General features: G+C 68.8%; 24 protein-coding genes. 23 read left to right on the top strand and 1 reads right to left on the bottom strand.

Annotated elements, in window-relative coordinates:
• Nucleotides 1-50: 50 nt before the first annotated feature.
• The 4 genes from ACYQ0U_RS04120 (at nucleotide 51) to ACYQ0U_RS04135 (ending at nucleotide 3,572) form a co-directional block, all read left to right on the top strand.
• Nucleotides 51-911 (top strand): ABC transporter permease, encoded by an 861-nt coding sequence (locus ACYQ0U_RS04120; RefSeq protein ID WP_459969713.1) that lies wholly within the window; start codon nucleotides 51-53, stop codon nucleotides 909-911.
• The gene (locus ACYQ0U_RS04125) at nucleotides 911-1,687 is read left to right on the top strand and encodes an ABC transporter permease (protein WP_459969714.1); all 777 of its coding nucleotides are present in this window, start codon (nucleotides 911-913) and stop codon (nucleotides 1,685-1,687) included. The genes ACYQ0U_RS04120 and ACYQ0U_RS04125 overlap by 1 nt, the downstream gene beginning before the upstream one ends.
• Nucleotides 1,684-2,520 (top strand): ABC transporter ATP-binding protein, encoded by an 837-nt coding sequence (locus ACYQ0U_RS04130; RefSeq protein WP_459969716.1) that lies wholly within the window; start codon nucleotides 1,684-1,686, stop codon nucleotides 2,518-2,520. Before ACYQ0U_RS04125 ends, ACYQ0U_RS04130 begins: the two co-directional genes overlap by 4 nt.
• Nucleotides 2,521-2,591: 71 nt before the next feature.
• Nucleotides 2,592-3,572, top strand: coding sequence for an ABC transporter substrate-binding protein (locus ACYQ0U_RS04135; RefSeq protein WP_459969718.1), 981 nt, complete (start codon nucleotides 2,592-2,594; stop codon nucleotides 3,570-3,572).
• A 425-nt stretch (nucleotides 3,573-3,997) separates the two neighbouring features.
• Here the strand turns inward: ACYQ0U_RS04135 and ACYQ0U_RS04140 are convergent, their stop codons facing one another.
• Entirely contained in the window at nucleotides 3,998-4,714 is a 717-nt protein-coding gene (locus tag ACYQ0U_RS04140; RefSeq protein ID WP_459969721.1) for a GntR family transcriptional regulator, read from the bottom strand.
• Between the two features lie 108 nt (nucleotides 4,715-4,822).
• Here ACYQ0U_RS04140 and ACYQ0U_RS04145 point away from each other — a divergent pair, with 108 nt between their 5' ends.
• The 19 genes from ACYQ0U_RS04145 (at nucleotide 4,823) to ACYQ0U_RS04235 (ending at nucleotide 25,339) form a co-directional block, all read left to right on the top strand.
• Entirely contained in the window at nucleotides 4,823-5,329 is a 507-nt protein-coding gene (locus ACYQ0U_RS04145; RefSeq protein WP_459969723.1) for a PaaI family thioesterase, read from the top strand.
• Between the two features lie 92 nt (nucleotides 5,330-5,421).
• Entirely contained in the window at nucleotides 5,422-6,294 is an 873-nt protein-coding gene (locus ACYQ0U_RS04150) for an FAD binding domain-containing protein (RefSeq protein WP_459969725.1), read from the top strand.
• The gene (locus tag ACYQ0U_RS04155) at nucleotides 6,291-8,621 is read left to right on the top strand and encodes a xanthine dehydrogenase family protein molybdopterin-binding subunit (protein WP_459969727.1); all 2,331 of its coding nucleotides are present in this window, start codon (nucleotides 6,291-6,293) and stop codon (nucleotides 8,619-8,621) included. The genes ACYQ0U_RS04150 and ACYQ0U_RS04155 overlap by 4 nt, the downstream gene beginning before the upstream one ends.
• A complete protein-coding gene (locus ACYQ0U_RS04160) occupies nucleotides 8,618-9,127 on the top strand; it encodes a (2Fe-2S)-binding protein (RefSeq protein ID WP_459969729.1) in 510 nt (169 codons plus the stop codon). The genes ACYQ0U_RS04155 and ACYQ0U_RS04160 overlap by 4 nt, the downstream gene beginning before the upstream one ends.
• Nucleotides 9,124-10,062, top strand: coding sequence for a polysaccharide deacetylase family protein (locus ACYQ0U_RS04165; RefSeq protein WP_459969730.1), 939 nt, complete (start codon nucleotides 9,124-9,126; stop codon nucleotides 10,060-10,062). Before ACYQ0U_RS04160 ends, ACYQ0U_RS04165 begins: the two co-directional genes overlap by 4 nt.
• Nucleotides 10,059-11,006 (top strand): polysaccharide deacetylase family protein, encoded by a 948-nt coding sequence (locus tag ACYQ0U_RS04170; RefSeq protein ID WP_459969732.1) that lies wholly within the window; start codon nucleotides 10,059-10,061, stop codon nucleotides 11,004-11,006. Before ACYQ0U_RS04165 ends, ACYQ0U_RS04170 begins: the two co-directional genes overlap by 4 nt.
• Nucleotides 11,006-12,001, top strand: a complete 996-nt coding sequence (locus ACYQ0U_RS04175) for an asparaginase (protein WP_459969735.1) — start codon at nucleotides 11,006-11,008, stop codon at nucleotides 11,999-12,001. Before ACYQ0U_RS04170 ends, ACYQ0U_RS04175 begins: the two co-directional genes overlap by 1 nt.
• A gap of 51 nt (nucleotides 12,002-12,052) precedes the next feature.
• Entirely contained in the window at nucleotides 12,053-12,781 is a 729-nt protein-coding gene (locus ACYQ0U_RS04180) for an SRPBCC family protein (RefSeq protein WP_459969737.1), read from the top strand.
• Complete coding sequence (locus ACYQ0U_RS04185) at nucleotides 12,781-14,451, top strand: class I adenylate-forming enzyme family protein (RefSeq protein ID WP_459969739.1); 1,671 nt, start codon at nucleotides 12,781-12,783, stop codon at nucleotides 14,449-14,451. Before ACYQ0U_RS04180 ends, ACYQ0U_RS04185 begins: the two co-directional genes overlap by 1 nt.
• Entirely contained in the window at nucleotides 14,448-15,467 is a 1,020-nt protein-coding gene (locus tag ACYQ0U_RS04190; protein ID WP_459969741.1) for an NADPH:quinone oxidoreductase family protein, read from the top strand. Before ACYQ0U_RS04185 ends, ACYQ0U_RS04190 begins: the two co-directional genes overlap by 4 nt.
• A gap of 141 nt (nucleotides 15,468-15,608) precedes the next feature.
• Entirely contained in the window at nucleotides 15,609-16,871 is a 1,263-nt protein-coding gene (locus tag ACYQ0U_RS04195; protein WP_459969743.1) for an ABC transporter substrate-binding protein, read from the top strand.
• A 78-nt stretch (nucleotides 16,872-16,949) separates the two neighbouring features.
• Nucleotides 16,950-17,816 carry a branched-chain amino acid ABC transporter permease gene (locus ACYQ0U_RS04200; protein ID WP_459969746.1) on the top strand — a complete coding sequence of 289 codons (867 nt, stop codon included), beginning with the start codon at nucleotides 16,950-16,952 and terminating at the stop codon, nucleotides 17,814-17,816.
• Nucleotides 17,813-18,823, top strand: coding sequence for a branched-chain amino acid ABC transporter permease (locus tag ACYQ0U_RS04205; RefSeq protein WP_459969748.1), 1,011 nt, complete (start codon nucleotides 17,813-17,815; stop codon nucleotides 18,821-18,823). Before ACYQ0U_RS04200 ends, ACYQ0U_RS04205 begins: the two co-directional genes overlap by 4 nt.
• A complete protein-coding gene (locus ACYQ0U_RS04210) occupies nucleotides 18,820-19,584 on the top strand; it encodes an ABC transporter ATP-binding protein (RefSeq protein ID WP_459969751.1) in 765 nt (254 codons plus the stop codon). The genes ACYQ0U_RS04205 and ACYQ0U_RS04210 overlap by 4 nt, the downstream gene beginning before the upstream one ends.
• Nucleotides 19,571-20,287: an ABC transporter ATP-binding protein gene (locus ACYQ0U_RS04215; RefSeq protein WP_459969753.1), complete on the top strand. Its 717-nt coding sequence runs from the start codon at nucleotides 19,571-19,573 to the stop codon at nucleotides 20,285-20,287. The genes ACYQ0U_RS04210 and ACYQ0U_RS04215 overlap by 14 nt, the downstream gene beginning before the upstream one ends.
• Before the next feature lie 39 nt (nucleotides 20,288-20,326).
• Nucleotides 20,327-22,624 carry a xanthine dehydrogenase family protein molybdopterin-binding subunit gene (locus tag ACYQ0U_RS04220; RefSeq protein WP_459969755.1) on the top strand — a complete coding sequence of 766 codons (2,298 nt, stop codon included), beginning with the start codon at nucleotides 20,327-20,329 and terminating at the stop codon, nucleotides 22,622-22,624.
• Between the two features lie 17 nt (nucleotides 22,625-22,641).
• Nucleotides 22,642-23,193, top strand: a complete 552-nt coding sequence (locus tag ACYQ0U_RS04225) for a (2Fe-2S)-binding protein (protein WP_459969757.1) — start codon at nucleotides 22,642-22,644, stop codon at nucleotides 23,191-23,193.
• The gene (locus tag ACYQ0U_RS04230; RefSeq protein ID WP_459969759.1) at nucleotides 23,190-24,083 is read left to right on the top strand and encodes an FAD binding domain-containing protein; all 894 of its coding nucleotides are present in this window, start codon (nucleotides 23,190-23,192) and stop codon (nucleotides 24,081-24,083) included. Before ACYQ0U_RS04225 ends, ACYQ0U_RS04230 begins: the two co-directional genes overlap by 4 nt.
• Nucleotides 24,080-25,339 carry an SRPBCC family protein gene (locus ACYQ0U_RS04235; protein WP_459969761.1) on the top strand — a complete coding sequence of 420 codons (1,260 nt, stop codon included), beginning with the start codon at nucleotides 24,080-24,082 and terminating at the stop codon, nucleotides 25,337-25,339. The genes ACYQ0U_RS04230 and ACYQ0U_RS04235 overlap by 4 nt, the downstream gene beginning before the upstream one ends.
• Nucleotides 25,340-25,351: the final 12 nt, after the last annotated feature.

Consider the following 25,351-nt stretch of genomic DNA (forward strand, 5'->3'; position numbering starts at 1 on the left):
CTCTGCATACACTCTCCCCTCAGGCCGCCGAGCCGAAGAGAGGGGTGGCCGTGAGCATCACCACGGACGAACTGGCAGCGGAGCATTCCGCCGTGTTCGACGGACCGAGCGCGACGGGATCCTCCAACGCGCGCGGAGGCGTGCTCCGGCGCCTGCTGACCAGCCAGCTCTCCGGCATCATCCTCGCATTCGTGGTGTGGGAGCTCGTGCCTCGGATCGGGCTGGTTCCGAAGCGCTACATCCCGCCGTTCACCGAGGTGCTTCCGGAGTTCTTCGCCGAGCTCGGCCGCGCCGAGTTCTGGGTCGCAACCGGCAACACCCTGTGGGCCTGGGCCGTGGGCTTGGGCATCGGCGTCGTCACCGGTGTCCTCATCGGCGTCCTCATCGGCTCGAGCGCCGCCGCCTACCGGGCGACCCGTTTCGTGCTTGAGTTCCTCCGGCCGATCCCGTCGGTCGCGCTGATCCCGCTCGCCGTACTGCTGTTCGGGATCAACGGGCACATGAAGATCTCGCTGGTCATCTTCGCGACGGTCTGGCCGATCCTGATCCAGACCGTCTACGGCGTGCGCGAACTCGACCCCGTCGCCCGCGACACGGCGCGCTCGTTCGGCTACTCGCGGTGGGACGTCTTCAGTCACGTGACCCTCCCGACCGCCGCCCCTTCGATCGCGACGGGGATCCGGATCGCGTCAGCGCTGGCCATCGTCATCGCCGTCACGGCCGAGCTGATCACCGGCGTCCCGGGCTTGGGCGCTGAGGTGCTGTTCGCCCAGAGCGCCGGCTCCAGCGTCCGGCTCTACGCTCTCATCCTCGCCATTGGCATCGTGAGCTACGCCCTTTCTCAGGTCATCGAGGCCGTCGAGCGGCGCCTGCTCTGCTGGCATGTGAGCTTCCGGACGGAGCACGCCTGATGCGCGGTCGACTGCGAGCACTGGCCCTCGAGGTCGCCGGGCCGCTCGTCATCATCGCGGTGTGGTGGGTGGCGACGGCCAACTCCACGTCGCTGTACTTCCCGCCCCTGGAGACCATCCTCGGACGGTTCCGTGACGTCTGGCTGGGAGCGGGCTTCACCGAGCACGCCGTGCCGAGCCTGAGCCGGATGCTCATCGGCTATGTGATCGCCGTCGTCGTTGGCGTCGGGCTCGGCGTCATGGTGGGCCTCTCGCCGTGGGCACGCCGGCTCCTCGGCCCCAGCGTGGAGTTCCTGCGCGCCCTCCCCGCCGTCGTCCTGGTGCCGTTCGCCTTGGTCGTCTTCGGTGCCGGGGACGGCATGCAGATCTTCGTTGTCGCGCTCGGCTGCTCCTTCCCGATCCTGCTCAACACCGTCGCCGGGGTCCGGGGGACCGAGCCGGTCATGGTCGACGTGGCTCGCACCTTCCAGTTCACCAGGTCTGAGACCGTGCGCCGCGTCATCCTCCCGGCCGCGGCGCCGAGCATCTTCGCGGGACTGCGCGCAAGCCTCGCGCTCGCCCTGATCCTCATGGTGGTCGGCGAGATGGTGGGCAGCACCAACGGGATCGGCTACTCGATCCTGCAGTCGCAGCGCCTCTTCGCGATCTCGGACATGTGGGCGGGCCTGATCATGCTCGGCTCTCTCGGCTATCTCATCAATCTCCTGCTCCTCGGGACGGAGCAGGTCGCACTCCGCTGGCACCGCGGACTGAAAGCGAGGACAAGAGACGCATGAGCAACACGAGCAAGGTCCCTCACGAGCGCATGCCGACGACCACCGTCCGCTCCGGCGGCGAGCACGGCACCGCCATCGTCGAGGTCGACCACATCGCCAAGACGTACGGCAGCGGCGCGAAGATGCACGAGGCGGTCCGCGACGTCGCCTTCGACGCCCGGCCGGGAGAATTCCTATGCGTCGTGGGCCCCTCCGGGTGCGGGAAGACCACGCTGCTGCGGTGCCTCTCGGGCCTCATGCCACCCACCTCCGGCGAAGTGCGTCTGCACGGCCGGGCGATCACGTCGCCGCCGCCGCAGATGGGGCTGGTCTTCCAGGAGTACAACCGGTCGCTGTTCCCCTGGATGTCGGTGCGCCGCAACGTCGAGCAGCCGCTGCGCAAGCGTCTGGGCAAGACCGACCGGCGCACGGCCGTCGATGAGGCGCTCGCCGCCGTCGGGCTCACCGGTCACGAGGACAAGTACCCGTGGCAGCTCTCCGGTGGGATGCAGCAGCGCGTCGCGATCGCGCGGGCGATCGCCTATCGGCCCGAGATCCTGCTCATGGACGAGCCGTTCGCCTCCGTCGACGCGCAGACGCGCATCGAGCTGGAGGACCTGGTCTTGGAAGTCTGTGCGAGGTACGGCATCACTGTCCTCTTCGTCACCCACGACATCGACGAGGCGGTCTACCTGGCCGACCGCATCGTGGTGCTGAGCCCACCGCCGTGCGTGGTCAAGGAGATCGTGACCATCGACCTGCCGAGGCCGCGCGACCAGATCACCACCAAGGCGCTCGCCGAGTACAGCGAGCTGCGCAAGCACGTGTTCGAGCAGATCGTCGGCCGGCACTGAACCCCACTGAGGCCCGCGACGACGCGGCCGGCAACACCCACCCACTCGAGAACTTGTTTGAGGAGCTCACCATGACCCGCACCCGTTCCATCCGATTCGGTGCCGTCGTTGTCGCAAGCGTGCTGGCCCTGACCGCCTGCGGCGGTGGCGGCAGCGCCTCGGAAGCCGGAGAGGGGGGCCTCATCGAGATCACGGTCGGGACGATGCCGATCGTCACCAACTCCGTGCTCGCGCTCGGCGTCGAGAAGGGCTTCTTCGAGGAGGAGGGTCTCGACGTCACGCTCGAGACCGGCCAGGGCGGTGCCGCGCTGCTGCCGGCCGTCATCAACGGCCAGTACGACTTCGCCTTCTCCAACAACGTCTCCATCCTGACCGCGCGCGCCCAGGGCATGCCGGTCAAGATCGTGGCCGCCGCCAGCAGCGCCGGCGAGGACCCGGCGCCCCCGGACGAGGCCATCGTCGCCTCGGCGAGTAGCGGGATCACCTCGCTCGACCAGGTCCGGGACACCACAGTGGCCGTCAACCAGTTGCTCAACATGGTCGAGGTGGCCGACCGGGTCGCGCTGGAGAACGCGGGCGTCGACCTCGACTCGATCGAGTTCATCGAGATGGGCTTCCCGGACATGCCGGCCGCACTGGCCAACGACAAGGTCGACGTGGCCCACGTCGCCGAGCCGTTCCTCACCCAGGCAGTCGCCGACGGGGCCACCATCCTCTCGGCGCCGTACCGTGAGGTCACCCCCGACGTCTTCATGTCCTCCTGGTTCACCAGCGAGAACACGATCGCGAAGAGCCCCGAGGTCGTCGAGAAGTTCCAGGCGGCACTGGAGAAGTCCCGCCGGTACGCCGTCGACCACACCGACGAAGTCCGCTCCTTCATTCCCACCTTCATCGGCATGGATGCCGATCTCGCGGACAAGATCGCCCTCGGTAACTGGCCTGCTGGCCTGCCTGAGGAGACGTCGCTCCAGGCCTGGTACGACGCAGCGGTGACCTACGGGGTCTTCACCGAGGACCAGCTGTCCGACCCCACCGAGGTCCTCGCCGACTGACGCCCGCCCTGGACAAGCCGGGGAACTGCGGTGGGGTCGACTCCAGCTCGCTGGAGTCGACCCCACCGCACTTCAGCGTCCCAGTCCATGGCCGAGTGGCCGGGCAGCCGGCCCGGCGGCCACGAACGGAGCGATGGGCGGCTGAGACGGCAAGCCGATCGCCAGCCGCCCGTCCGGGTCGCCCAGGGTCGCCAGCGATCCGTCGACTCGCGATGGCCGAGTACGGCGGCTACTGCTGGCGGACGAACGGGCCGCGGTGGATCTCGTGGACTTCAGCGTCCGACGGTCGGTGGCTGTCGGCGCCAGTCGCTTGCACCGATCGTGGGCCCTGGACCTACCGGTTCGAGAGCGACTTCTCTGGTGAGTCCGTGCGACCGGCACGCTGGAGCGTGCCCCGTGTGCGGTCCGGGCTTCACTGCGTCATGTCAGACGGACGCTTCGGCTTCCGAAGCGTGGTGACCCGTCCACAGCCTGAGCCTGATGTTGCGCGATTCAGTGAAGTGCTCGGTCGCGAGCTTCGAGGCCTCGTCGCCGTCGCGGTTCTCGATCGCTTCGACGAGGGCGAGGTGCTGGTCGTTGCCCCGCTCCCAGCGACCGGGAAAGGCGAGCGTGGTCGCAGGGTAGCGGCCCAGATGCAGACCGAGGCGCTCGAGGAGGTCGATCATGGACCGGTTGTGGGTCGCCCGCCACACCGCACGGTGGAACCTGTCGTTGGCGGCTGCCATGTCCGGCGGCGCGGGGGATTCCATGTCGATCATGGCCTGGGCGAGCTGGTGCATCTGCAGAAGGTCGTGCATGGTGCGCCGCTCCGAGGCCATTCGGGCCGCCGTCGCCTCCAGCGCGATGCGCGTCTCGTAGAGGTCCAGGACGTCTTCGGGGCTGTCCTCCCGCACGCTGAGACCGCGATCGGTGCGCACCACGATGCCGTCCTGCTCCAGGCGCGTCAGGGCCTCCCGGATGGGGGTGCGGCTCATCTGGCACCAGTCGGCCAGGGCCGTTTCCACGAGGGGGTCGCCGGGACGCAGCTCTCCGCTGACGATGGCCTGGCGGATCCTGTCGTAGGCTCCGCGCTGTCGCGCTGTGGATGCTCGCCCACGCGTCGGCCCGGAGGGTGACGTTCGCGGGCTGCTGCTCGTGGTCATGACATACCTTTCCCCGATACCGAAGCCCGATGACGACCATCTCGGTCCTGACCCGGTAGCAGACAACGTGACTCTATACTGTGTACGTTAGTATGCATGTCTGGCGATGTGAAGACGCCGCGGTCGGCTGCGAGCGGTGATGAAACGTCCGCCCGTCTGTCCAGGCTGGGGGCGCTCGTGCGGGAGGCCCAGAATCCGGGCGTTTCGCCTGCCGATGTCATCGATCTGCCGCCGGGATCCGCCCTCGATCTGGCCCAGGTTCGGCTGACCCGAGCGTCCACGACGTCGGTCGAGACCCGCACTCCGGTCACCGTCTCGTTGCTGAACCAGCGGGGGACCGTGCAGGGCGGGGTGTTCTCCGTGATCGCCGACGCGACCGCCGGGTGGGCCACCGAGGCATACCTCGGCAACGACTCCTACGCCACCACCGCAGTCGCCAGTCAGTTGCTCGGGGTGGCTGTCGAGGGCGACGTCCTCGTCACCCGGGCGCAGATCGTTCACGGCGGACGCCGTACGGTCGTGGCGTCCGCGGAGATCCACCGCCAGCGGTCCGGCTCGAGCGACCGCTTGGTGGCCGTCGTGACCTGCCAGCAGCTGGTTCTAGCCGAGTCCTGAGCTTCCTTGATGTTCAACCGCCCCAAGTGCTTGCATGTGACAGCATTCATCTGCATACACTGGCGCCTCCGATCCAACTGAGGAGGCCCGCCGTGGTGCGTGTTCTACGTCCGACGACCTTGGATGAGGCGCTCGCCGTGCTGCGCGACGCCGATGAGGACACGAAGGTTGTCGCCGGAGGCACGGCGCTGATGCTCATGATGCGTGCCGGGTTGCTCTTCCCCGACACGTTGGTCTCGCTCGAGGACATCCCCGCGCTGGACTACATCACCATCGACGAGGACCAGGTCCGGCTGGGTGGGCTCACCACCCTGCGCACGATGGAGCGCTCGCAGGACCTCGCCGCCGTGCTGCCGACCCTGACCCAGGCGCTCCCGCTCGTGGCCAACCACCGGGTCCGCAACCGGGCGACGATCGGCGGGAACCTGTGCGAGGCCGACTACGCCTCCGACCCCCCGTCGATCCTGGTCACGCTGGACTGCCAGGTGCGGTTGCGCAGCACGCGTGGTGATCGGCTGGTCCCGTTGCGCGAATTCCTGGTCGACTACTACGAGACCACGATCGAGCACGACGAGCTCGCGGTCGAGGTGATCATCCCCCGACCGGCCGCGGGCACTCGCACCCACTACGTCAAGTACGTCAGCCGGACCTCCGAGGATCGTCCGTGCGTCGGCGTCGCCGCTTCGTTGCAGGTCGTCGACGGCACGTGCCGCGCTGTGAACGTCCAGGTCGCGGGAGCCACCGCGACTCCCTTCAGCGTCCCCCACGCCCTTGCCGACTGCGTCGGACAGGCGCCCACCGACGGCCTGTGGGCACACGTGGCGCACGCTTTCGCGACCGAGATCGACCCCATCGAGGATGTGCGCGGCTCCTCGGCCTACCGACGTCAGGTCACCGGTCGGCTCGTTGCGCGAACCCTGCGTGGCCTGACCCAGAACCACCAGAACGGAGCGACCCGGCTGTGAAGACCCCCGCTGAGATCAACAGCGACGGCGCTGTCGCCGTCGAAGCCGGCTCGGCCATCGGCAAGTCGGTCGACATGTACGCCGGCCGGTCCCGCGTCGACGGGACCATCGAGTTCGCCCTGAATGCCGAGATCCCCGGCATGCTGCACGCCGCCCTGGTTCGCAGCACCGTCCCGCACGCCGAGATCATCTCCGTCGACGTCTCGGCGGCCCTTGAGCTCGAGGGTGTGGTGACCGTCATGACCGCCGCCGACTTCGAGAAGCCGGGCGCCCCCGCGCGCCACTATGGCCCGGTCATCAATGACCAGCCGGTCCTGTGCGGGCGCAAGGTTCGCTTCGTCGGCGACCCCATCGCCATCGTCGGCGCCGAGACTGCGGAGATCGCACGAGCCGCGGCCGAGCTCGTGGAGGTGGAGTACAAGGAGCTTCCGGCCATCGCCTCGGTCGAGGAGGCGCTCGCCCCCGATGCCGAGCTGGTCCACGACCAGCCGCCGCGGGCCCGTCGGCGCAGCTACTCCGACATCCGCCTGCTCGGTCGTGAGGGCAACGTCTGCACCAAGTTCCAGGTCCGCAAGGGGGACGTGGACGCAGCCTTCGCCGAGGCCGACCACGTCATCGAGGACGTCTACTACAGCCCCGCGGTCTCGCACGTGACGATGGAGCCGCACGTCGTCCTCGCCTCCTTCAACGCGCAGGGCCTGCACGTGGTGAGCAGCACCCAGGCGCCGTTCGCGGTCCGCGACACCCTGACGGAGATGTTCGACCTGCCTTCCTCGAAGGTCCGCGTCACGGTGCCGCCGATCGGTGGCGGGTACGGCGGCAAGACCTACGCGAAGGTCGAGCCGGTCACCGCGGCGCTGGCCTGGCACAGCGGCCGGCCGGTCAAGCTCGTGCTCTCGCGGGAGGAGGAGTTCCTCACCACCACCAAGCACGCCGCCGAGATCCACATGCGCTCCGCGGTCAAGGCCGACGGCACCATCATCGGGCGCGACGTCACGATCTACTTCAACGGCGGCGCGTACGCCGACATCAGCCCGCGCCTGATCAAGAACGGCAGCTACAGCTGCGTAGGCCCCTACCGCATCGCCAACGTGCGGATCGACTCCTACGCCCTGTACACCAACCAGGTCCCTGCCGGGGCCTACCGCGGCTACGGCGTCTCTCAGGCCGCATGGGGCTACGAGAGCCAGATGGACCAGATCGCCGACGCCCTGGGCATGGACCCCGTCGAGCTCCGCCACCGCAACCTGCTCAAGCCCGGCGAGGAGTTCGCCACGGGCGAGATCATGAGGGAGGCCGTCTACGACGAGCTCCTCGACATGGCGGCCGAGGCGGTCGACTGGCCCCATGAGGCACGCGTCGACCTGGGCGAGGACCTTGTGCGCGCCAAGGGCGTCGCGGTGATCTTGAAGTCCACCATCACTCCGTCCACCAGTCACGCCGCCGTGCGCCTCGACAACGACGGCTCGGTGCACGTGCTGACCTCATCGGTCGAGATGGGCCAGGGCGCACACACGGTGCTTGCTCAGATCGCCGCGCAGGAGCTCGAGGTTGACATCGACCAGGTCAGCGTCAGCGCACCCGACACCGCGTACACGCCCTATGACCAGACCACCAGCTCCAGCCGCACCACCCGAGCCATGGGTGGCGCTGTGTCCAAGGCGGCCGCCGAGGTTCGCGAACGTCTGCTCGAACGCGCCGCGGACATGTTGGACGTGACCGCGGACAAGCTGGTCCTCAACGAAGGCAAGGTCGAGATCCGCGACGTCCTCGACAGTGGCATCGCTATCCCGGACGTCCTGGCCGAGTCCCGCACCGGCAGCATCGTGGGTCAGGGCGAGGTGATCACCGCCGGCGGCCTGGACGCCGAGACGGGTCAGGGCCTGGCCAGCGACCACTGGCATCAGGGCAGCGCGTCGGTCGTACTCGACGTCGACCTCGCCACCGGCAAGATCTACCTGCGCTCGCTCTACTCCGCAGCGCTCGCCGGCCGCGTCATCAACCCGAAGCTGGCCAAGCTCCAGATGCACGGCAGCATGATCTTCGGCATCGGGCACGCCTTGTACGAAGAGCTGATCTTCGAGGACGGCCAGCTGACCAACCCCAACCTGTCCGACTACGCCATCACCGCGATGGGCGACCTGCCGAAGCTGGAGATCGGGCTGCTCGAGGAGTCGGGGGCCGCCACGATCCACGGACTGGGGGAGACCACCCTTCCTCCCGTCATCGCCGCGATCGGCAACGCCGTCGCGCGAGCCACCGGAGCCCGGGTTCGTCGGCTCCCCATCACCCCGGAGCGGGTCATCGAAGCACTGGAGGCGCTGTGAGCGGGACCGAGGAAGTCAAGGACGTCACCTGCCGTATCAACGGCGAGGAGGTGACGTTGACCGGTGAGGCGGCCGGCTCGACGGTCGCTGCGCTGCGTGCACGAGGGCTCTACGGCGTGCGCGAGACCTGTGGGCTCGGCGTGTGCGGTACGTGCACCGTACTCGTGGACGGGGAGCCGGTCAGCACCTGCATCCTGCCCAAGTTCGCCCTCGAGGGTCGTGACGTCGTCACTGTCGAGGGCGCGGCCACGGACGGCGAGCTCAGCGAGCTGCAGAAGCAGTTCATCGAGTCCCAGGCGTTCCAGTGCTCCTTCTGCACGCCAGGGTTCCTCGCCAGCGCACAGGCACTGCTGGACCGCACCACCGGCGAGCTCACCCGCGACGAGGTCGAGGAGGGTCTGCAGGGGCACCTGTGTCGGTGCGGGTCCTACGACGCGATCAACGACGCGATCATCGCGGTCAGCCGGCGTCGGGGGGCTGGCGACCCGGACGCGGGCGTCGCATGACCTGGGCGCACGAGCGGCCGTTCGAGCCGGTCCACGACCGGCTGCCGTTCCAGCCCATCACGGCCAGGCCGTCGCCGCCGTGGCCGGGCGGGGCGCGGCTCGCGGTGTGGATCGTGCCCAACGTCGAACACTACGAGTACCTGCCGCCCGACGGGGCGCAGAACCCCTACCCCCGTGGACCGCACCCCGACGTCCGCAAGTTCAGCTACCACGACTACGGCAACCGAGCCGGGTTCTGGCGGATGGTGGAGGTGCTGGACCGCTGGGAGATCCCGTGCACGACCTCTCTCAACGTGGCGGTCCTGGACCACTACCCCGAGGTCGCTGAAGCAATGGTCACGCGCGGCTGGGAGTTCATGAGCCACGGCCTGTACAACACGCGCTACCTCACCGGGCTCACCGAGAGCCAGGAGCGCGAGTTCCTCACCGAGGTCGACGACCTGCTGTTCTCCCGCACGGGCCGACACTTCGCCGGGATGCTGGGCCCCAACATCTCGGGCAACCCGTGGACCCCGGACCTGATGGCCGAGCAGGGCATGACCTACCACGCAGACTGGGTCCACGACGAGCGACCGGCTCCACTGCTGACCCGCTCCGGTCGACGTCTCGTCGCGCTGCCCTACACCTACTCGCTCAACGACGCACCGCTGCTGATGCGCTCGCACCGCGAAGGCGCGGCGTACACCAAGATGTGTGCCGACCAGTTCGACGAACTCTGCGAAGGTGAGGAGCACGTGGGCAGGATGATGTGCCTGTCCCTCCATCCGTTCGCGATCGGTCAACCGCACCGCGTCGAGGCACTCGACGCGGTCCTGGCGCACCTGCGGTCGCGGGATGACGTGTGGATCGCCACCGGATCGCAGATCGCCGAGCACTACCTGAGCACGGCGTACGACGACGACCTGGCCCGTGCCACCGAGGGGGGCGCAGCATGAGCGAGGGGCATGTCACCGCAGGACCGCAGTCGATGAACCTGACCTCCGCGGCGCGGCCGGCCCGACCCGGTTACGACCACGGCTGGTTCAGCTACCGGCCCGTCCTCAGGTCATCGGCGCCTGCCTGGCCCGGAGGCCGACCGCTCGCGGTCGCGGTGATCCTCGACGTGCGCGCAGCCGAGTGGGAGAGCGTCGCACCGGCGGTTCCGGTGCCCGGCGGGCGCGGCATCGCGCCGTATCCGGACTACCCGCGTCTGTCGCACCGAGAGTTCGGGCACCGCGTCGGCGTGTGGCGCCTGAGCACGATGCTCGACGACCTGCAGATCCCGTGGACCGGGGTGCTCGACGTCCTCACCGCCGAGCACTACGCCCCGGTCCGGGAGCTGGTCGTGGACCAGGCCTCGCAGATCGCGGCGGGAGGTCTCAGCGCGAGTCGTCCGATCACCTCCGCGATGGTCGAACAGGAAGAGCGCGCCTACGTCGACGCCACCCTCGAGCGCCTCGACGCGGCCCTCGGCGCAGCCCCGAGGACGTGGATGGGACCCGGCTGGTCGCAGTCGGCGTTGACCCCGGGCATCCTGGCCGATGCCGGCGTGAAGGTCATGCTGGACTGGGGCAACGACGATGTGCCTTACCGTGTCGAGGCCGCCGACCCGCTGTGGTCAGTGCCGGTGTCGTGGGAGCTGACTGATGTCGCCGCCATGTTCGAGCGCGACGTGGAGCCGGCCGTGTACGCCGAGTCGGTCGAGCGTGCCGTCGACGTGCTGGCCCGAGACGGCGCCCAGATCCCGCGCATGCTGTGCCTGCACCTGCACCCGTGGCTCAGCGGTGAAGCATTCCGTACCCGCGCACTGCGACCAGTGCTCACCCGACTTGCACAGCGAGACGACGTGTGGCTGGCGACGCCCGAGCAGATGATCGTGCACCTGGCTGGCGGCATCTGATGCCGGGGCGGCCCAGCATCGCGCTGATCAGCACCGGTGGAACCATCGACTCCCTGGGCCATGACCGCACCGACCTGGCGTTCTACACCGAGGCTCGCTCGCGCCTACCCGAGGGTGAGCTGCTGTCCGCGGTCCCCGAGATCGCCGAGGTCGCCGACATCGAGCCGATCCCGTTCGACCGGGTCCCCAGCTACCAGCTGTCGGTCCAGTCCTGGGCCAGGCTGGCCCAGACCGTCCGACAGCTGATCGGTGAGTCTCCCCGTGACGGGGTCGTGATCACCCACGGCACCAACAGCCTCGAGGAGACCGCCTTCCTGCTCAGCCTGACCGTCAACTGCCTCAAGCCCGTCGTGGTCGTCGGCGCGATGCGACCCTTCAACGCTCTCGCCGCAGACGGACCGCTGAACCTGCTGCAAGCGGTGCGGCTGGCCGTCTCGCCGCACGCGCGGGGTCACGGAGTGCTGGTGGTCTCCAACGACACCGTCTTCGCCGCTCGGGACGTCGCCAAGGCGACCACGTTCCGAGCCAACGCGTTCACCGGCGCAGACCTGGGCCCGGTGGGTCACGTCGAGGCCGACGGCAGCGTCGACTTGCGGATGCGTCACCGCTCCAACGGCACGCCTCTCTTCGACGTCGCGGACGTTGCACACATGCCTCGCGTGGATGTGGTGACCTCCTACGTCGGAGCCGACGGCGCTCTGATCGACGCGGCCGTGGCAGCAGGCGCGCGCGGGATCGTGTCGGCCGGGACCGGTGGCGGCCGACCCACCCAGGCCGAGGATGAGGCCCTCGAACGCGCCGCCCGGTCCGGGGTGGTGGTGTGCCAGTCCAGCCGCGTCCCCACGGGGAAGGTGCTGCGCTCCCCCCAGATGAAGACCGCCGGACGCGTGGTCGCGGGCGCACGCCCGGCCTGGCAGGCTCGGATCGCGCTGGCGCTCGCACTGACCAGGACCCGAGATCCGGACGAAGTGCAAACGTATCTGGACCGCCTCTGAATGCAGCTGTATGCTGCGATGTACAACTGATTTCACGGAGGTGGCGGGACCATGCAGATCGACAACGAGTTCCGAGTGCAGGCGCCGGCCGATGAGGTGTGGGACTACCTCCAGCGCACCGAGGACGTCGTGGAGTGCATCCCGGGCGCTGCGATCCTGGAGAAGCTCAGCGAGGACGAGTACCGCGGTCAGGTGACCGTCAAGCTCGGTCCGCTGGCCGTCGTCCTGCAAGGCATGGTCACCATCGACGAGCGTGACCACGACGCACGCACGATGAAGCTCACCGGCCGGGCCAAGGACACGAAGGGTCGCGGAGCGACCGATGCCGGCGTCGTCGTCGACCTCGTCCCCGAGGGCGAGGGCACCCGAGTGTCGCTGGTGTCCGACATCAAGATCACCGGGAAGATCGCCCAGTTCGGGCGCGGGGTGATGAAGGATGTCAGCCAGCGCATCGCCGACGAGTTCGCCCGCAACCTCGAAGCGCGCCTGACCAGCCCGGCAGCCCCCGAGGCCGGGGCCGAAGCGGGTCGTGCGACGGGGCCGGACGCCGTCGCCGAGGCACACCCCGGTGCGACCTCGGCGGCGCCGCGCCCGGCCCAGACGGCTCCGGCGGCCTCGGGTCCCCGGCACGCTGCCGCGACCCCGGCTCAGGCGGCGCCGTCGGTGGGCGGGCTCCGCCTCGTCGCCGGCGCGCTGGCGCGCGCGCTCGGTTCGGCGATCGGCAGCTTGTTCCGCAAGCTGGCCAAGCCGTTCACCGGCGACAATGGCGGACGCCGCTGATGGTCAACCGGCTGCTGACGCGGCTGGACCCCGTCCAGTCCGAGACCTACTACCGCGAAGGGCGTTGGCGTACGGACTCGCTGTGGGACGTGTTCCAGGTGGGTGCCTACGCTCACCCCGACCGGGCGGCGATCATCGAGCGCACTCGCACCCACACCTATCGCGACCTGCTCGACGCGGCCGGCCGCCTGGCCGGGTGGTTGCACGGCCAGGGCCTGCGCCAGGGGGACCGGGTCGCCGTGTGGCTGCCGAGCCGTGCCGAGGTCGCGGTCGCAGTGCTGGCATGCGCCCGGCTGGGACTGGTCTGCTGCCCCTCGTTGCATCGGGACCACACGGTCGGTCAGGTCGTCGAGCTCGTCGAACGCATGCGGGCCGCGGCCTTCATCGGCCAGCCCGGCTACGGGGCTGACGCCGACCGGCACGACATCTTCACCGAGCTGGGCGAGCTCGACACCGCTCCAGTCATGCTGCAGCTGCCTGCCCTCCCTGACACAGTCGATCGGCCGGGGCAGTCGGGGCTCTTGGCCGACCTGGCCGACACCGCGTTGCCGTCCGGGCATCGAACGCACCCCGACGCCGTGGTGTACCTGGCCTTCACCTCGGGCTCGACCGGTGAACCCAAGGGCGTCATGCACTCGAGCAACACGCTGCTGTCGCCGGTGCGCGCCATGGTCCGGGACTGGGACCTGGGCGGAGACACGGTCATCTACTCGCTCTCGCCCCTCAGCCACAACCTCGGCTTCGGCGCCATGCTGACCGCGCTCGCCAGCGGTGGGACCCTGGTCGCGCACGACCTGCCGCGTGGAGCCAGCGTCGCCCAACGGATGGCAGAGACCGGCACCGCATTCGCCTTCGGCGTCCCCACCCACGTCGTCGACCTGCTCGGAGAGCTTGAGCGCGGTCACGCTCGAGAACTGCGCCTGCGCGGGTTCCGCATCTCCGGTGCCGCAGTGTCCGAGGACGTGGTCCTGCGACTGCGGGCACGCGGGATCACGCCGCAGACCGGGTACGGGATGACGGAGGCCGGCTCGCACCACTACACGCGTGCCGACGACGCGCCGGAGCTGATCGCCGCGACCTCAGGTCGCCCCTTCGAAGGCCACGAGGTCAAGATCGTCGATCGCGAGGACTCCACGCGCGAGCTGCCGCCCGGCGAGGTCGGCCAGATCCTGGGCCGTGGCCCGAGCATCACCGTGGGCTACTTCGACGACCAGCGGGCCACCGAGGCCAGCCTCACCGACGACGGGTGGCTGCTGACCGGTGACCTGGGATGGCAGGACGAGAACGGCTACATCCGCATCACCGGTCGCAAGAAGGACGTCATCATCCGCGGGGGGCACAACATCTTCCCCGCACGGATCGAAGGACTCGCCCACGGCTGCCCCGGGCTCGACGCCGTCGCGGCCGTCTCGGTCCCCGACCCGCGCCTGGGCGAGAGGGTCTGTCTGGTGGTCGCCACCGCAGGCCGACCGCCCGCGGCTGAGGTCGTCCTGCAGCACCTGGACCGGGCCGGGTTGTCCAAGTACGACATGCCTGAGTTCTACGCCGTCACGGACGCGCTGCCGCTGCTTCCCTCGGGCAAGGTCGACAAGCGCAGGATCGAGGCACTCATCGCCGACGGATCCCTGTCGGTCGAACCGGTTCGATTCACAACAGGAGCCACGGCATGAGCGAGAAGATGCAGGCAGTCCTCATCTCCCAGTTCGACGACCTCGACGCGATCGAGGTCGCCGAGGTCGACCGACCCGAGCCGGCCGCCGACGAGGTGCTGGTCGGTGTCGCCGCGGTGCCGGTGAACTTCGTCGACCTGGTCACGATGCGCGGGGAGTACCAGTTCAAGCCGACCCTGCCCTACATCCCGGGCAAGGGCCCGGCCGGAACGGTGCTGGCGGTGGGCTCTGAGGTCACCGACCTCAAGGTCGGGGATCGGGTGCTCGCCATGGCTGAGTACGGCGGTTACGCACAGGCGTGCGCCGTACGAGCCGACCAGGTCTACCTCCTGCCCGAGGAGCTGAGCTTCGAGGACGCCGCGGCCATGTCCCTGGCCTTCGACACCGCATGGATGGCGCTGGTCGACCGGGCTCGCGTCGCGCGGGGCGACCGGGTGCTGGTCCTGGGCGCCAGCGGCGCCGTCGGCTCCGCAGCCGTTCAGCTCGCCTGTGCGCTGGGAGCTGGTCAGGTCATCGCAGGCGTGTCCAGCCCGGACCGCTTCGAGGAGCTGAGATCCCTGGGTGCGGACGACTACGTCGACCTCTCGCAGGAGCCGCTGCGCGAGACCGTGCGCTCGCGCGTCGCGGAGCTCACCGACGGGCACGGGGCGGACGTGGTCATCGACATGCTCGGTGGTGACCCGTTCGACGGCGCCGTGCGCGCCGTGGCCTGGCGAGGCCGGATGGTCATCGTCGGGTTCGCCGCAGGTCGCATCCCGACGCTGAAGATGAACTACGTGCTGCTGAAGAACATCGAAGTCTCCGGCCTCCAGATCAGCGATTACCGCAAGCGCACCCCGGAGCTGATGCGTCGCTGCTACGAGCAGGTCTTCGACTTCACCGTCGCCGGCGCGATCACCCCGCCCGCCTTCGACGCTCGACCGCTGAGCCAGTGGCGCAGCGCTGTGGAGGACCTCTCCAACCGCTCCACCACGGCGCGGCAGCTGTTGCAGCCCTCCTGCCCGCATGCCGAGTGACGACTTAACACAACGGCAATCGCAGACCCATTGACGTGTCGTGTACCACTGCATACATTGGCACAACGTTGCATCCCGGGGGCACCGTGCCGCTGTCGCGAAGGTCGCAGTGGCTTCACCCAGAACGAGGAGCTTGGTCACATGAACCGGTTTCGCAAGAGCGCCGCACTCGCCGTCACCCTGACGCTCGCATCCGCCCTGACGGCCTGCGCAGGCGCTGACAGTGGTAGCGCCGGCGGCGACGACGGCGTCTTCAAGGTCGGGCTGTTGCTGCCCTCGGTCGGGCCGTTCGCCGGCATCGCCGAGGACCAGGCAGACGGCTTCCGGCACTACGTCGAGGACGTCGCCGGCGGCGAGTTCGGCGACACCGAGGTCGAGATCGTCACCGGAGACGAGGGCAACGACCCCACCATCGCCCAGGAGAACGTCCAGCGGCTGGTGGAGAAGGAGAACGTCGACGCCCTCGTCGGCGTGATCAGCAGCGCGGTTGCCTACGCCATCGCTCCCTACATCGCTGAGTCCGGCGTGCCAACGGTGTTCACCGCCACGACCGCCGACGACCTCACCCAGCGTCAGCACTCTCCGAACATGTTCCGCGTCAGCAACGCTGCCTCGCAGATCATGCTTCCCCTGGGCGAGTACGCCTGCAAGGACGCCGGGTACGAGACCGCGGCCATGGTGAGCCTCGACTACTCCTTCGGGTGGGAGGCCATGGGCGGCTTCGCCAAGGCCTACCAGGACGCCGGCTGCACCATCAAGCAGGAGCTCTACACGCCCCTCGGCACCGCCGACTGGGGCTCGGTCGCGCAGAGCATCGACAAGTCCGTCGACGTCATCATCCAGACGTCCTCCGGCTCGGACGCCGCCAAGTTCCTCCAGGCCTACCGCGACTTCGGCCTCAGCGACATCCCGATGATCGCCAACGGCTTCGGAACCGACCCCTCCACCCTGCCCGAGGAGTCGCAGCGCAAGCTCGCGACGCCGGTCGAGTCGGTCATGTACTACGCCGAGGCGCTCGACACCCCCGCGAACAACGAGTTCCAGGACTCGTTCCAGGCCAAGTACTCCTACACCCCCGGCATCTACGCGGAGGCCGCCTACGTTGCGGGCATGGTGCTCGACGCCGCCGTCGCGGACCTGGACGACATCACCTACGAGAGCCTCACCGAGGCCATCAGCGGCGTCCAGCTCGACGACGCGCCCCGCGGTGCGCTGCAGTTCGACGAGTACGGGCAGGCCAACCTCCCGGTCTACCTCCGCAAGATGAAGAACGTCGACGGTGAGTTCAAGAACACCGTCGTGACCACGCTCGGCGAGGACCTCAGCCAGTTCTGGACCTTCGACCCCGACGAGGCGATGGCCGAAGAGCCCTACAACGACCTCAAGGGCACCTGGGTCAAGTGAGTCGACGGCCTGGGGCCACCCGTAGCACGCGGTGGCCCCGGGCCGTGATCCTCGCCGACGCGGAAAAGGAAGAGTGCAATGGAGATTGAGATGGTGCTCGCACGCACCCTCAACGGCTTGTCGTACGGGGCGCTCCTGTTCTTGGTGGCCAGCGGACTCACGCTGACCTTCGGCCTCATGCGCACCCTGAACCTGGCTCACGGAGCCTTCTACCTCCTCGGTGGCTACCTGGCCCTGGAGGTGCTGAGCACGAGCGGCAGCTACTGGGCCGGACTCGGCGCCGCTATGGTCGCCGTGGGGCTGCTGGGCATGCTGTTCGAGCGCGTGCTGCTGCACCGCTTCATCGGCCGTGAGCTGCAGCAGATCATCGTCACCATCGGTCTCGCGTTCTTCCTCTCCGACCTGATGCTCGGCTATTTCGGAGGAGCTCCGAGGAACCCACCGCGTCCACCCGGGCTGACCACCTCCCTGGAAGTCGGCGGGCTGACGTTCCCGTGGTTCCGCATCGCGCTGATCTTCATTGCGCTCCTGGTCTGGTTCGGCTTGTGGTTCCTGGTGAACCGCACCCGTGCCGGAGCCCAGATCCGCGCCGCCGTCGACGACCAGGAGATGGCTCGCGCGGTGGGCATCAAGGTGCCCCTCATCTTCATGCTGGTCTTCGCCTGCGGGTCCGCGCTCGCCGCATTCGCCGGCGTCTGGGGCGGAGCCTTCACCGGCCTCGAGCCGGGCACCGAGTTCCAGATGCTGATCATGGCCCTCGTCGTGGTCGTCGTCGGCGGCCTGGGATCGGTCAACGGCGCCCTGCTGGCCGCCGCCCTGGTCGGGCTGGTCGACGAGTTCGGGAAGACGCTGTTCCCCGAGTTCGCGATGTTCACCGTCTTCGCACCGGTTGCGCTCCTCCTCGCGATCCGACCGCAGGGCCTGTTCGGAAAGGCGAACGCATGAGCACGCTGACCCACCCCCGCACCCGCACCGCGCTCGTGGTGCTCGCACTGGTGGTCCTCTTCGTCGCCCTGTTCCTGGCGCCGTTCTACGTTCCGCTCTACTACATGTCGATCGTCACCCGCATCGTCATCGTCGGCGCGTTCGCCGTCGCGTTCAACATCGTCTTCGGCCTCGGCGGAATGCCGTCCCTGGGACACGCCGCGTTCTTCGGCCTCGGCGGGTACGTGGTCGGGCTCGGCGTGACCCGATGGGACTGGGGACTCGGCACCATCCTGCTCGGCCTCGTCGTCGTGGGAGCCGGCCTGGGTCTGGTGCTGGGCGTGCTGTGTCAGCGCGTCAACGGCATCTACCTGCTCCTCATGACGCTCGCCGTCGGTCAGGCCATCTACGGCCTCGCGTTCCAGAATGCTCGCATCACCGGAGGCGACATGGGCATCAGCGGTGTCTTCCGTGACGTCCTGCCCTTCGAGATCGCCTCCCGCCAGCAGTTCCACCAGTTCGCCGTCATCGTCTGCGTCGCCGTCATGGCACTGCTGTGGTGGTTCATGCTCTCCCCGATGGGACGCGCCATCATCGGACTGCGCGAGAGCGAGAGCCGCATGGGCAGCCTGGGATACAACGCCGGCATCTACAAGGCTGCTGCCTTCGTCGTGTCCGGCCTGGCGTGCTCCTTCCTCGGCGCGCTGTACGCCATGCAGCGAGGCTTCGTCGGCATCGACGGGCTCGAGTGGACCTTGAGCGCAACGGTCCTCCTGGCCGCGATCGTGGGTGGCTCACGGTTCTTCCTCGGCCCGTTCATCGGCATCGCGGCGATCATCATCATCGAGGCGTTCTTCCAGGAGTACACCGAGCGCTACACCACCATCCTCGGCCTGTTCTACATCCTGACCATTTTGATCCTGCCCCAGGGCATCCTCGGCATCGGACGCACCCGCAAGGCGCCGACCGACGAACCAGCCCAGCTGGAAGACCACGCCCGACCTACCGAACGTGAGGCAGTCTCATGAACGCCGCACCCGCCATCGCTGCCCGTGACATCAAGGTCCACTTCGGCGGCCTGAAGGTTCTCGAGGGGATCGACCTCACCGTCGACACCGGAGAACGACGCGCACTGATCGGCCCCAACGGCGCGGGGAAGACGACACTGTTCAACGTCCTGGACGGCCACATCAAGCCGACCGCCGGCACGGTGGAGATCTTCGGGGAATCGGTCGGCACCCTCAAGCCGCACCAGCGCGCACGCAAGGGGCTGGCTCGCACCTACCAGATCACCAACCTGTTCGCCGAGCTCACCGTGCGCGAGAACGTGCACCTGGCGCTGGCCGCGGTGCGCGGTGTGGACCGCAACAAGTTCTGGAGCCCGCTGACCCGGATCCCGGGCGTGAAGGCACGCGCCGAGGAGCTCCTGCGCACGTGGGAGCTCTGGGACCGACGGAGCACCACCGTCGCCGAGCTGGCCTACGGCCAGCAGCGGGTCCTGGAGATCGTGATGGCCCTGGCCAGCAACCCCAAGGTCCTGCTGCTCGATGAACCCACCGCCGGCCTGTCCCGGCGTGACGCCGACATCCTCGCGCAGGTCGTCGACGCCCTGCCCAGCGATCTTGCCCTGCTCGTCATCGAGCACGACATGGACATCGCATTCCGACTCTGCGGCCAGGTGACCGTCCTGGCGGCAGGAGCCATCCTCGAAGAGGGCAGCCCCGCACAGATCCGGAAGTCGCGTGCTGTCATCGAGACCTACCTGGGAGAACACGATGACGTTGCTTGAGTGCGAGGGACTCGACACCTACTACGGCGACAGCCAGGTTCTCCACGACACCTCGCTGAGCATCGGCGCCGGAGAGCACGTCGGGGTGATCGGCCGCAACGGCATGGGCAAGAGCACGCTGGTCTACACGATCATGGGCATCGTGCGCGCACGTCGCGGACGCGTGGTGTTCAACGGCAAGGACCTCACCGGCGCGGCCCCGGAGAAGGTGGCAGCGGCCGGCATCACCCTGGTTCCCCAGGGCCGACGCGTGTTCGGCTCCCTGAGCGTGGGGGAGAACCTTCGGGTGTCCCACATCGACCGCGGCTCCGAGGGGTGGACCGTCGACCAGGTCTGCGACCGTCTTCCGATCCTGCGCGATCGCTGGTCCCAGCCGGCCGGGCAGATGAGTGGCGGCCAGCAGCAGATGCTCGCCCTGGGCCGTGCACTGGTCGGCAACGGCGACCTCGTCCTGATGGACGAGCCGAGCGAAGGACTCGACCAGCACCACCTTGCCCTGGTCGTCGACGTCGTCCAGGAGCTGCGCCGGCGTGGCACTGCGGTCCTGGTCGTGGAGCAGAAGCTGCGCTTCGCCCTCGACATGGTCGACGAGCTCAACGTGATGGTGCGCGGACAGTTCGTGCAGATCATCTCCACCGAGCAAGCCCGGAACGACCCGAGCGTGCTCATGGAAGGCCTCGGCTTCGGGTCCGCCGCCGTCTGAGCCACCCGTCACACACATCGAGGGTTGGAGGAGGACACCGTGCTCGACGCGCGAGACCGGGTGACAGGCCGCACGCCGTACGTCATCAACCACGACCTGCCCGGCATGCTGCACTGCCAGGTCGTGCGCTCGACGCTGCCGCATGCGCGCATCCTGGAGGTCGACACGTCGCAGGCGGCGGCCGCCCCCGGCGTCCGAGCCGTGGTGACCGGGCAGGACCTGCTCGCCATGGACGACGTCGCGCCGCGCTTCGGTCCCGTGCTCGCCGATCAGTCGGTCCTGGCTCACGACGTGGTGCGCTACGTCGGTGAACCGGTCGTGGCCGTCGTCGCCGAGACCGCTCGTGCTGCCGCCCTGGCCGCCGAGCTGGTCGAGGTGACCTACGAGCCGATGCCCGCGGTCTTCGACGCCATCGAGGCATGCAGCGGCGAGGCGCCCAGGCTGTTCACCGAGGTGCCGGAACGGGACCCGATGTTCGTGGACATCACCTTGCGTGCCGACCACGACCGCAACATCTGCAACACCTTCACCGTCGAGCGCGGTGACGTCGAGGCCGGCTTCGAGCAGGCCGACCACGTCTTCGACGAGTGGTACGACAGTCCGGCCGTCGGCGCGGCGCCGCTGGAGACCCATGCGGTGGTGGCCGACTGGCGCCCCGACAGCGTCACGGTGTGGAGCAACACGCAGACCCCGCACATCGTCCGCCGCCAGCTCGCCCTGCTGCTGCGCACCACCTTGAGCAAGGTGCGGGTCATCGTCCCGGCGGTCGGCGGCGGGTTCGGCGCCAAGGCCTACGCCGCCATTGAACCCATCGCCGTGGTGATGTCGAAGGTCTGCCGTGCGCCTGTGCGCATGCACCTGCGCCGTGACGAGGAGTTCGTCACGATGACCAAGCACGCGATGAAGGTGCGGCTGCGCACCGGCGTCAGCGCCGAAGGCGACATCGTCGCTCGCGAAGCCACCGCCTACTACAACGCGGGCGCCTACGCCACGATCAGCCCGCGCAAGGTCATGTTCGCCGGGTACGGCCTCAACGGTCCCTACCGGATCCCGAACGTCCGCATCAACGCGCACGCAGTCCTCACCAACACCCCGCCTGCGGGCGCCTACCGGGGCTTCGCCATCAACCAGGCCGCGTGGGCCTACGAGAACCAGATGGACACGATCGCCGAGCACCTCGGCATCGACGCGGTCGAGCTGCGTCGCCGCAACCTGCTCGTCGACGGTGACACCTTCTGCACCGGCGAACAGCTCGACTACCTCAACTTCGTCGACATGCTCGACACCGTCGCCGAGAAGGTCGGCTGGGGCCGAGGACCGGCCGTGGAGCGCGACGGCGACGTCGTACGCGCCTGGGGCGTGAGCGCGGTCATCGAGGGCACCATCACGCCCTCGACGTCCGCTGCCGCCGTGCGCGTCAACGACGACGGCAGCGTCGTGGTCCTGACGAGCTCGGTGGAGATGGGGCAGGGGATCCGCTCCGCGCTGGCCTACAACGTCGCCGAACACCTCGGTGTGTCCACCGACGACGTGCAGGTCTCCTACGTCGACACAGACCTGACCCCCTACGACCAGCAGACCACCGCCAGCCGGTCCGCGTTCTCCATGGGTGAGGCCCTGGGGCGGGCCTCCGAGGACCTCATCGACAAGCTCCGCCACCTCGCCGCGGGCCTGCTCGAGGCTCCGGTCGAGGAGATCGAGTTCGACCAGGGCGCGGTTCAGGTTCGCGGAGTACCCGACACCCGCATGAGCATGGGCGACGTCATCAAGCGCACCATGAGCGGTGACGTCCTGGGGGAGGGGACCTTCACGACCTCCGGCGGCCTGGACCCGTTCACGGGTCAAGGCATCGGGTCCGCGCACTGGCACCAAGCCATCGGCGCCGCACAGGTCGCAGTCGACCTCGCGACCGGACGCGTCACCCTCGAGCGCTACCACGGAGCCCTGTTCGCCGGAAAGGTCATCGACCCGCTCGGTGCCCAGCACCAGTGTGAAGGCTGCCTGCTGTTCGGCGTCGGCAACGCGTTGTTCGAGGAGCTCGTCTACGCCGACGGGCAGCTGGTCAACGGGAGCCTTGCCGACTACATGGTCCCGACGTTGGAGGATCTGCCGACGGACCGCTCCTTCGACCTCGTCGAGGACCCCGAGCGCCCGGAGCCGCACGGCCTCGGCGAACCTGCGTTGCCGCCTATCGCGCCGGCGATGAGCAACGCCGTCTACCGGGCCACCGGAGTGCGCGTGACCTCACTGCCTCTGACCTCGGAGCGGGTGTACCGGGCGCTGCAGGAGGCGAAGGGATCGGCGTCACGAACCAGCGCAGAGGGCGGTGTGGAATGAGCAGCGATGAGGAGAACTTGGTCCTCCTGCCTGACGAGGAGGGCGAGGTCCAGCTGAGCTTGAACGTGAACGGGCAGCGACGCAAGGTCACGGCCCGCACCACGCAACCACTCCTCGAGGTCCTGCGCGACGAGCTGCGTCTGCACGGCGCTCGGAGCGGCTGCGGTGTGGGGGTCTGCGGTGCCTGCACCGTGCTCCGTGACGGCGCGGCCGTCAACAGCTGCCTGACCCTGGCCGGCCTGTGCGCCGACGCCGAGATCACCACCATCGAGGGCCTCGATGACGGTGAGGGCGACCTCTCGCCGGTCCAGGACGCGTTCCTGCGCCACCGCGCGTTCCAGTGCTCCTACTGCACCTCCGGGTTCATCCTCGCTCTCGAAGCGCTCCTGCGCAGGAACCCCCACCCCAGCGAGAAGGACGTCCACGAGGCGTTCAGCGGGCACGTGTGCCGGTGCGGCAGCTACACCCAGATCATGGCCGCAGCGCTGGAGTTCGTGGCCGAGAAGTCGGTCACCGCGGAGTCGGCTGCCCTCGAGACGGCGGCCGCACAGGGGAGCGAGGACCAGTGAGCTCGCCGCCGATCTTCTTTCCTCGCACCCTGGGTGAGGCCTGCGAGATCCTCTCTGACTACGACGGGCAGGCCAAGGTCGTCGCCGGCTCGACGGCGTTGTCGCTGCTCATGGGCCAGAAGCTGGTCGACCCCGAGGCCCTGGTCTCGTTGAGCAGGATCGGCGACCTCGACCAGATCACGGTGACCGATGGCGTCCTGACCCTCGGCGCGCTCGTCACGCACGCGGAGGTCGATCGATCCGACGTCGTGCGCGAGCACGCTCCCGTCCTGGCGCAGTCCTTCGCCGTCGTCGGCAACGCACGGATCCGCGCGGCCGCGACCGTGGGCGGCGTGCTCGCCGAAGCCGACTACGCCTCGGACCCGCCTGCGTGCGTGGTGCTCCTCGACGGCTGGGTCACGGCGGTCGGCCCGCACGGGAGCCGCGAGATCGCCGCCTCGGAGCTGTTCGTCGGCTTCTACGAGACCAGCCTCGAACCCGACGAGGTCATCTCTCACCTGCACGTCCCGGTCACGGACCCGGCCGCCTTCACCTCGTACCTGAAGTACTCCTCCAGGTCGGCGGAAGACCGGCCGTGCGTCGGCGTGGCAGTTCTGGTCCACGTCGGCGAGGACGGCTCGTGCGCGGACGTTCGAGTCAGTGTGGGTGCTGCCGCGGAGGTTCCCCTGCGGCTGCGGGAGGTGGAGAAGGAGGCCATCGGTCATCAGCTGGACGAGGCCCGAATCGCTCGGATCGGCCAGGCCTACGCCGACGCACTGGACCCGATCGAGGACGTCCGAGGCAGTGGTTGGTACCGCACCGAGATGACGCGAAACCTGATCTCGCGAGCCCTCGCGAACGCACGCGACGCCGCGCCCCGAGTAACTGGAGCAGGAGAGAAGAAGCCATGATCGTAGACAGGCGGATCGTCATCGACGCCGCGGCCGCCGAGACGTTCGAGCGTGTCGTCGACATCCCCTTCGTCGGCGAGTGCCTTCCCGGCGCGTCCGGGGTCCGGGCCCAAGGTGACGGCGTCTACGCGGGCAACTTCGTCGTCAAGGTCGGCCCGGTCAAGGTCAACCTCGACGGCACCGTCAGCATCACCGAACAGGATGCCGACGCCCGCCGTGCAGTGCTGCAGATGAAGGGATCGGACCGGCGAGTCGGCGGGGAGGTCGTCGGTCGCATGGACCTCGCAGTCGAGGAGAGCGGCGACACCGCGTCCACGCTGATCGTGCACACCGAGTTCACGATCTCGGGCAAGCTCGGCCAGTTCGGCCAGGCCGTGATGCTGAAGAAGGCCGACCAGATCACCGAAGGGTTCGTCGACGAGTTCTCCCGGCGTATGGGCGAGCTCCCCCTGGCCGAGATCCCTGCGACCGACGGAGCCGATGCCGTCCCGGCCGCCAAGGACGCGCAAGGTGCTTCGGTGCCTGCCGCCGAGGCCATCGTCAAGCCTGCTGTCGTCGCTTGGTCCGAGCCGGCGCTGGTCGCACCGGTGGACATGGTCGACCCGATGCCGTTGCTGCACGCGCTGCTCGGCCTGCTGCGTCGCAGCCGCCACTTCACCCACATCGAGTCCCGCGCGGACCTGGGGGAGAAGGCAGCAAGCACCGAGCCGGCGTGGGTCACACACGAGGCGATGCGCTCCGGCGTTCGAGGAGCCGACGTCGCGGCCGCGCCCGCCTATGTGGTCGAGGCACCCCTGGGCAGGCCCGATGACGTCGCGACGTTCTGGCGCGACACCACCCGCGCCGGCCTGGACGGCGCTGCAGCGATCGCGCTCACCCCGATGGGGCCCGCAGTCGCTGACGTCTCCGCGCTCGCTGAGCTCGGTGCAGCACTCGCCACGCAGACCGGCCACCCGGTTCTCGTCGTGGCCACCACACCGTGGTCGCTGATGTCGGTGGCTCGGGTGGCCCAGACCGGTGTCGTGCACGGCATCGTCGCCGACACCGGTGCCGTGACGTCGGCCGACGCGACCACCTGGATGTGCCTGGCGGTCGAAGAAGTCCGCCGCGCCGGTCTGGAGTCACCGCTGGTGGCCGGCCCGAGCACTTCATCGGCAGACGATGACGCCCTCCGCGCGGCCGGCGCCGATGGCGTCATCCGGAGGCACAGGTCGCGCAATCCCGTCCGGCGGGTCACGGCAGCTCGACGGCGCTGACAAGACGTGCAC

The organism is Nocardioides pyridinolyticus, from assembly GCF_054653575.1.

Bases quoted from the DNA above. Each gene is read 5' to 3' on its own strand.
- ACYQ0U_RS04205 (WP_459969748.1), top strand. From the start codon at position 17,813: ATGAGCACGCTGACCCACCCCCGCACCCGCACCGCGCTCGTGGTGCTC.
- ACYQ0U_RS04130 (WP_459969716.1), top strand. From the start codon at position 1,684: ATGAGCAACACGAGCAAGGTCCCTCACGAGCGCATGCCGACGACCACC.
- ACYQ0U_RS04190 (WP_459969741.1), top strand. From the start codon at position 14,448: ATGAGCGAGAAGATGCAGGCAGTCCTCATCTCCCAGTTCGACGACCTC.
- ACYQ0U_RS04140 (WP_459969721.1), bottom strand. From the start codon at position 4,714: ATGACCACGAGCAGCAGCCCGCGAACGTCACCCTCCGGGCCGACGCGT.
- ACYQ0U_RS04170 (WP_459969732.1), top strand. From the start codon at position 10,059: ATGAGCGAGGGGCATGTCACCGCAGGACCGCAGTCGATGAACCTGACC.
- ACYQ0U_RS04210 (WP_459969751.1), top strand. From the start codon at position 18,820: ATGAACGCCGCACCCGCCATCGCTGCCCGTGACATCAAGGTCCACTTC.
- ACYQ0U_RS04165 (WP_459969730.1), top strand. From the start codon at position 9,124: ATGACCTGGGCGCACGAGCGGCCGTTCGAGCCGGTCCACGACCGGCTG.
- ACYQ0U_RS04215 (WP_459969753.1), top strand. From the start codon at position 19,571: ATGACGTTGCTTGAGTGCGAGGGACTCGACACCTACTACGGCGACAGC.
- ACYQ0U_RS04180 (WP_459969737.1), top strand. From the start codon at position 12,053: ATGCAGATCGACAACGAGTTCCGAGTGCAGGCGCCGGCCGATGAGGTG.
- ACYQ0U_RS04175 (WP_459969735.1), top strand. From the start codon at position 11,006: ATGCCGGGGCGGCCCAGCATCGCGCTGATCAGCACCGGTGGAACCATC.
- ACYQ0U_RS04235 (WP_459969761.1), top strand. From the start codon at position 24,080: ATGATCGTAGACAGGCGGATCGTCATCGACGCCGCGGCCGCCGAGACG.
- ACYQ0U_RS04135 (WP_459969718.1), top strand. From the start codon at position 2,592: ATGACCCGCACCCGTTCCATCCGATTCGGTGCCGTCGTTGTCGCAAGC.
- ACYQ0U_RS04200 (WP_459969746.1), top strand. From the start codon at position 16,950: ATGGAGATTGAGATGGTGCTCGCACGCACCCTCAACGGCTTGTCGTAC.
- ACYQ0U_RS04125 (WP_459969714.1), top strand. From the start codon at position 911: ATGCGCGGTCGACTGCGAGCACTGGCCCTCGAGGTCGCCGGGCCGCTC.
- ACYQ0U_RS04195 (WP_459969743.1), top strand. From the start codon at position 15,609: ATGAACCGGTTTCGCAAGAGCGCCGCACTCGCCGTCACCCTGACGCTC.
- ACYQ0U_RS04185 (WP_459969739.1), top strand. From the start codon at position 12,781: ATGGTCAACCGGCTGCTGACGCGGCTGGACCCCGTCCAGTCCGAGACC.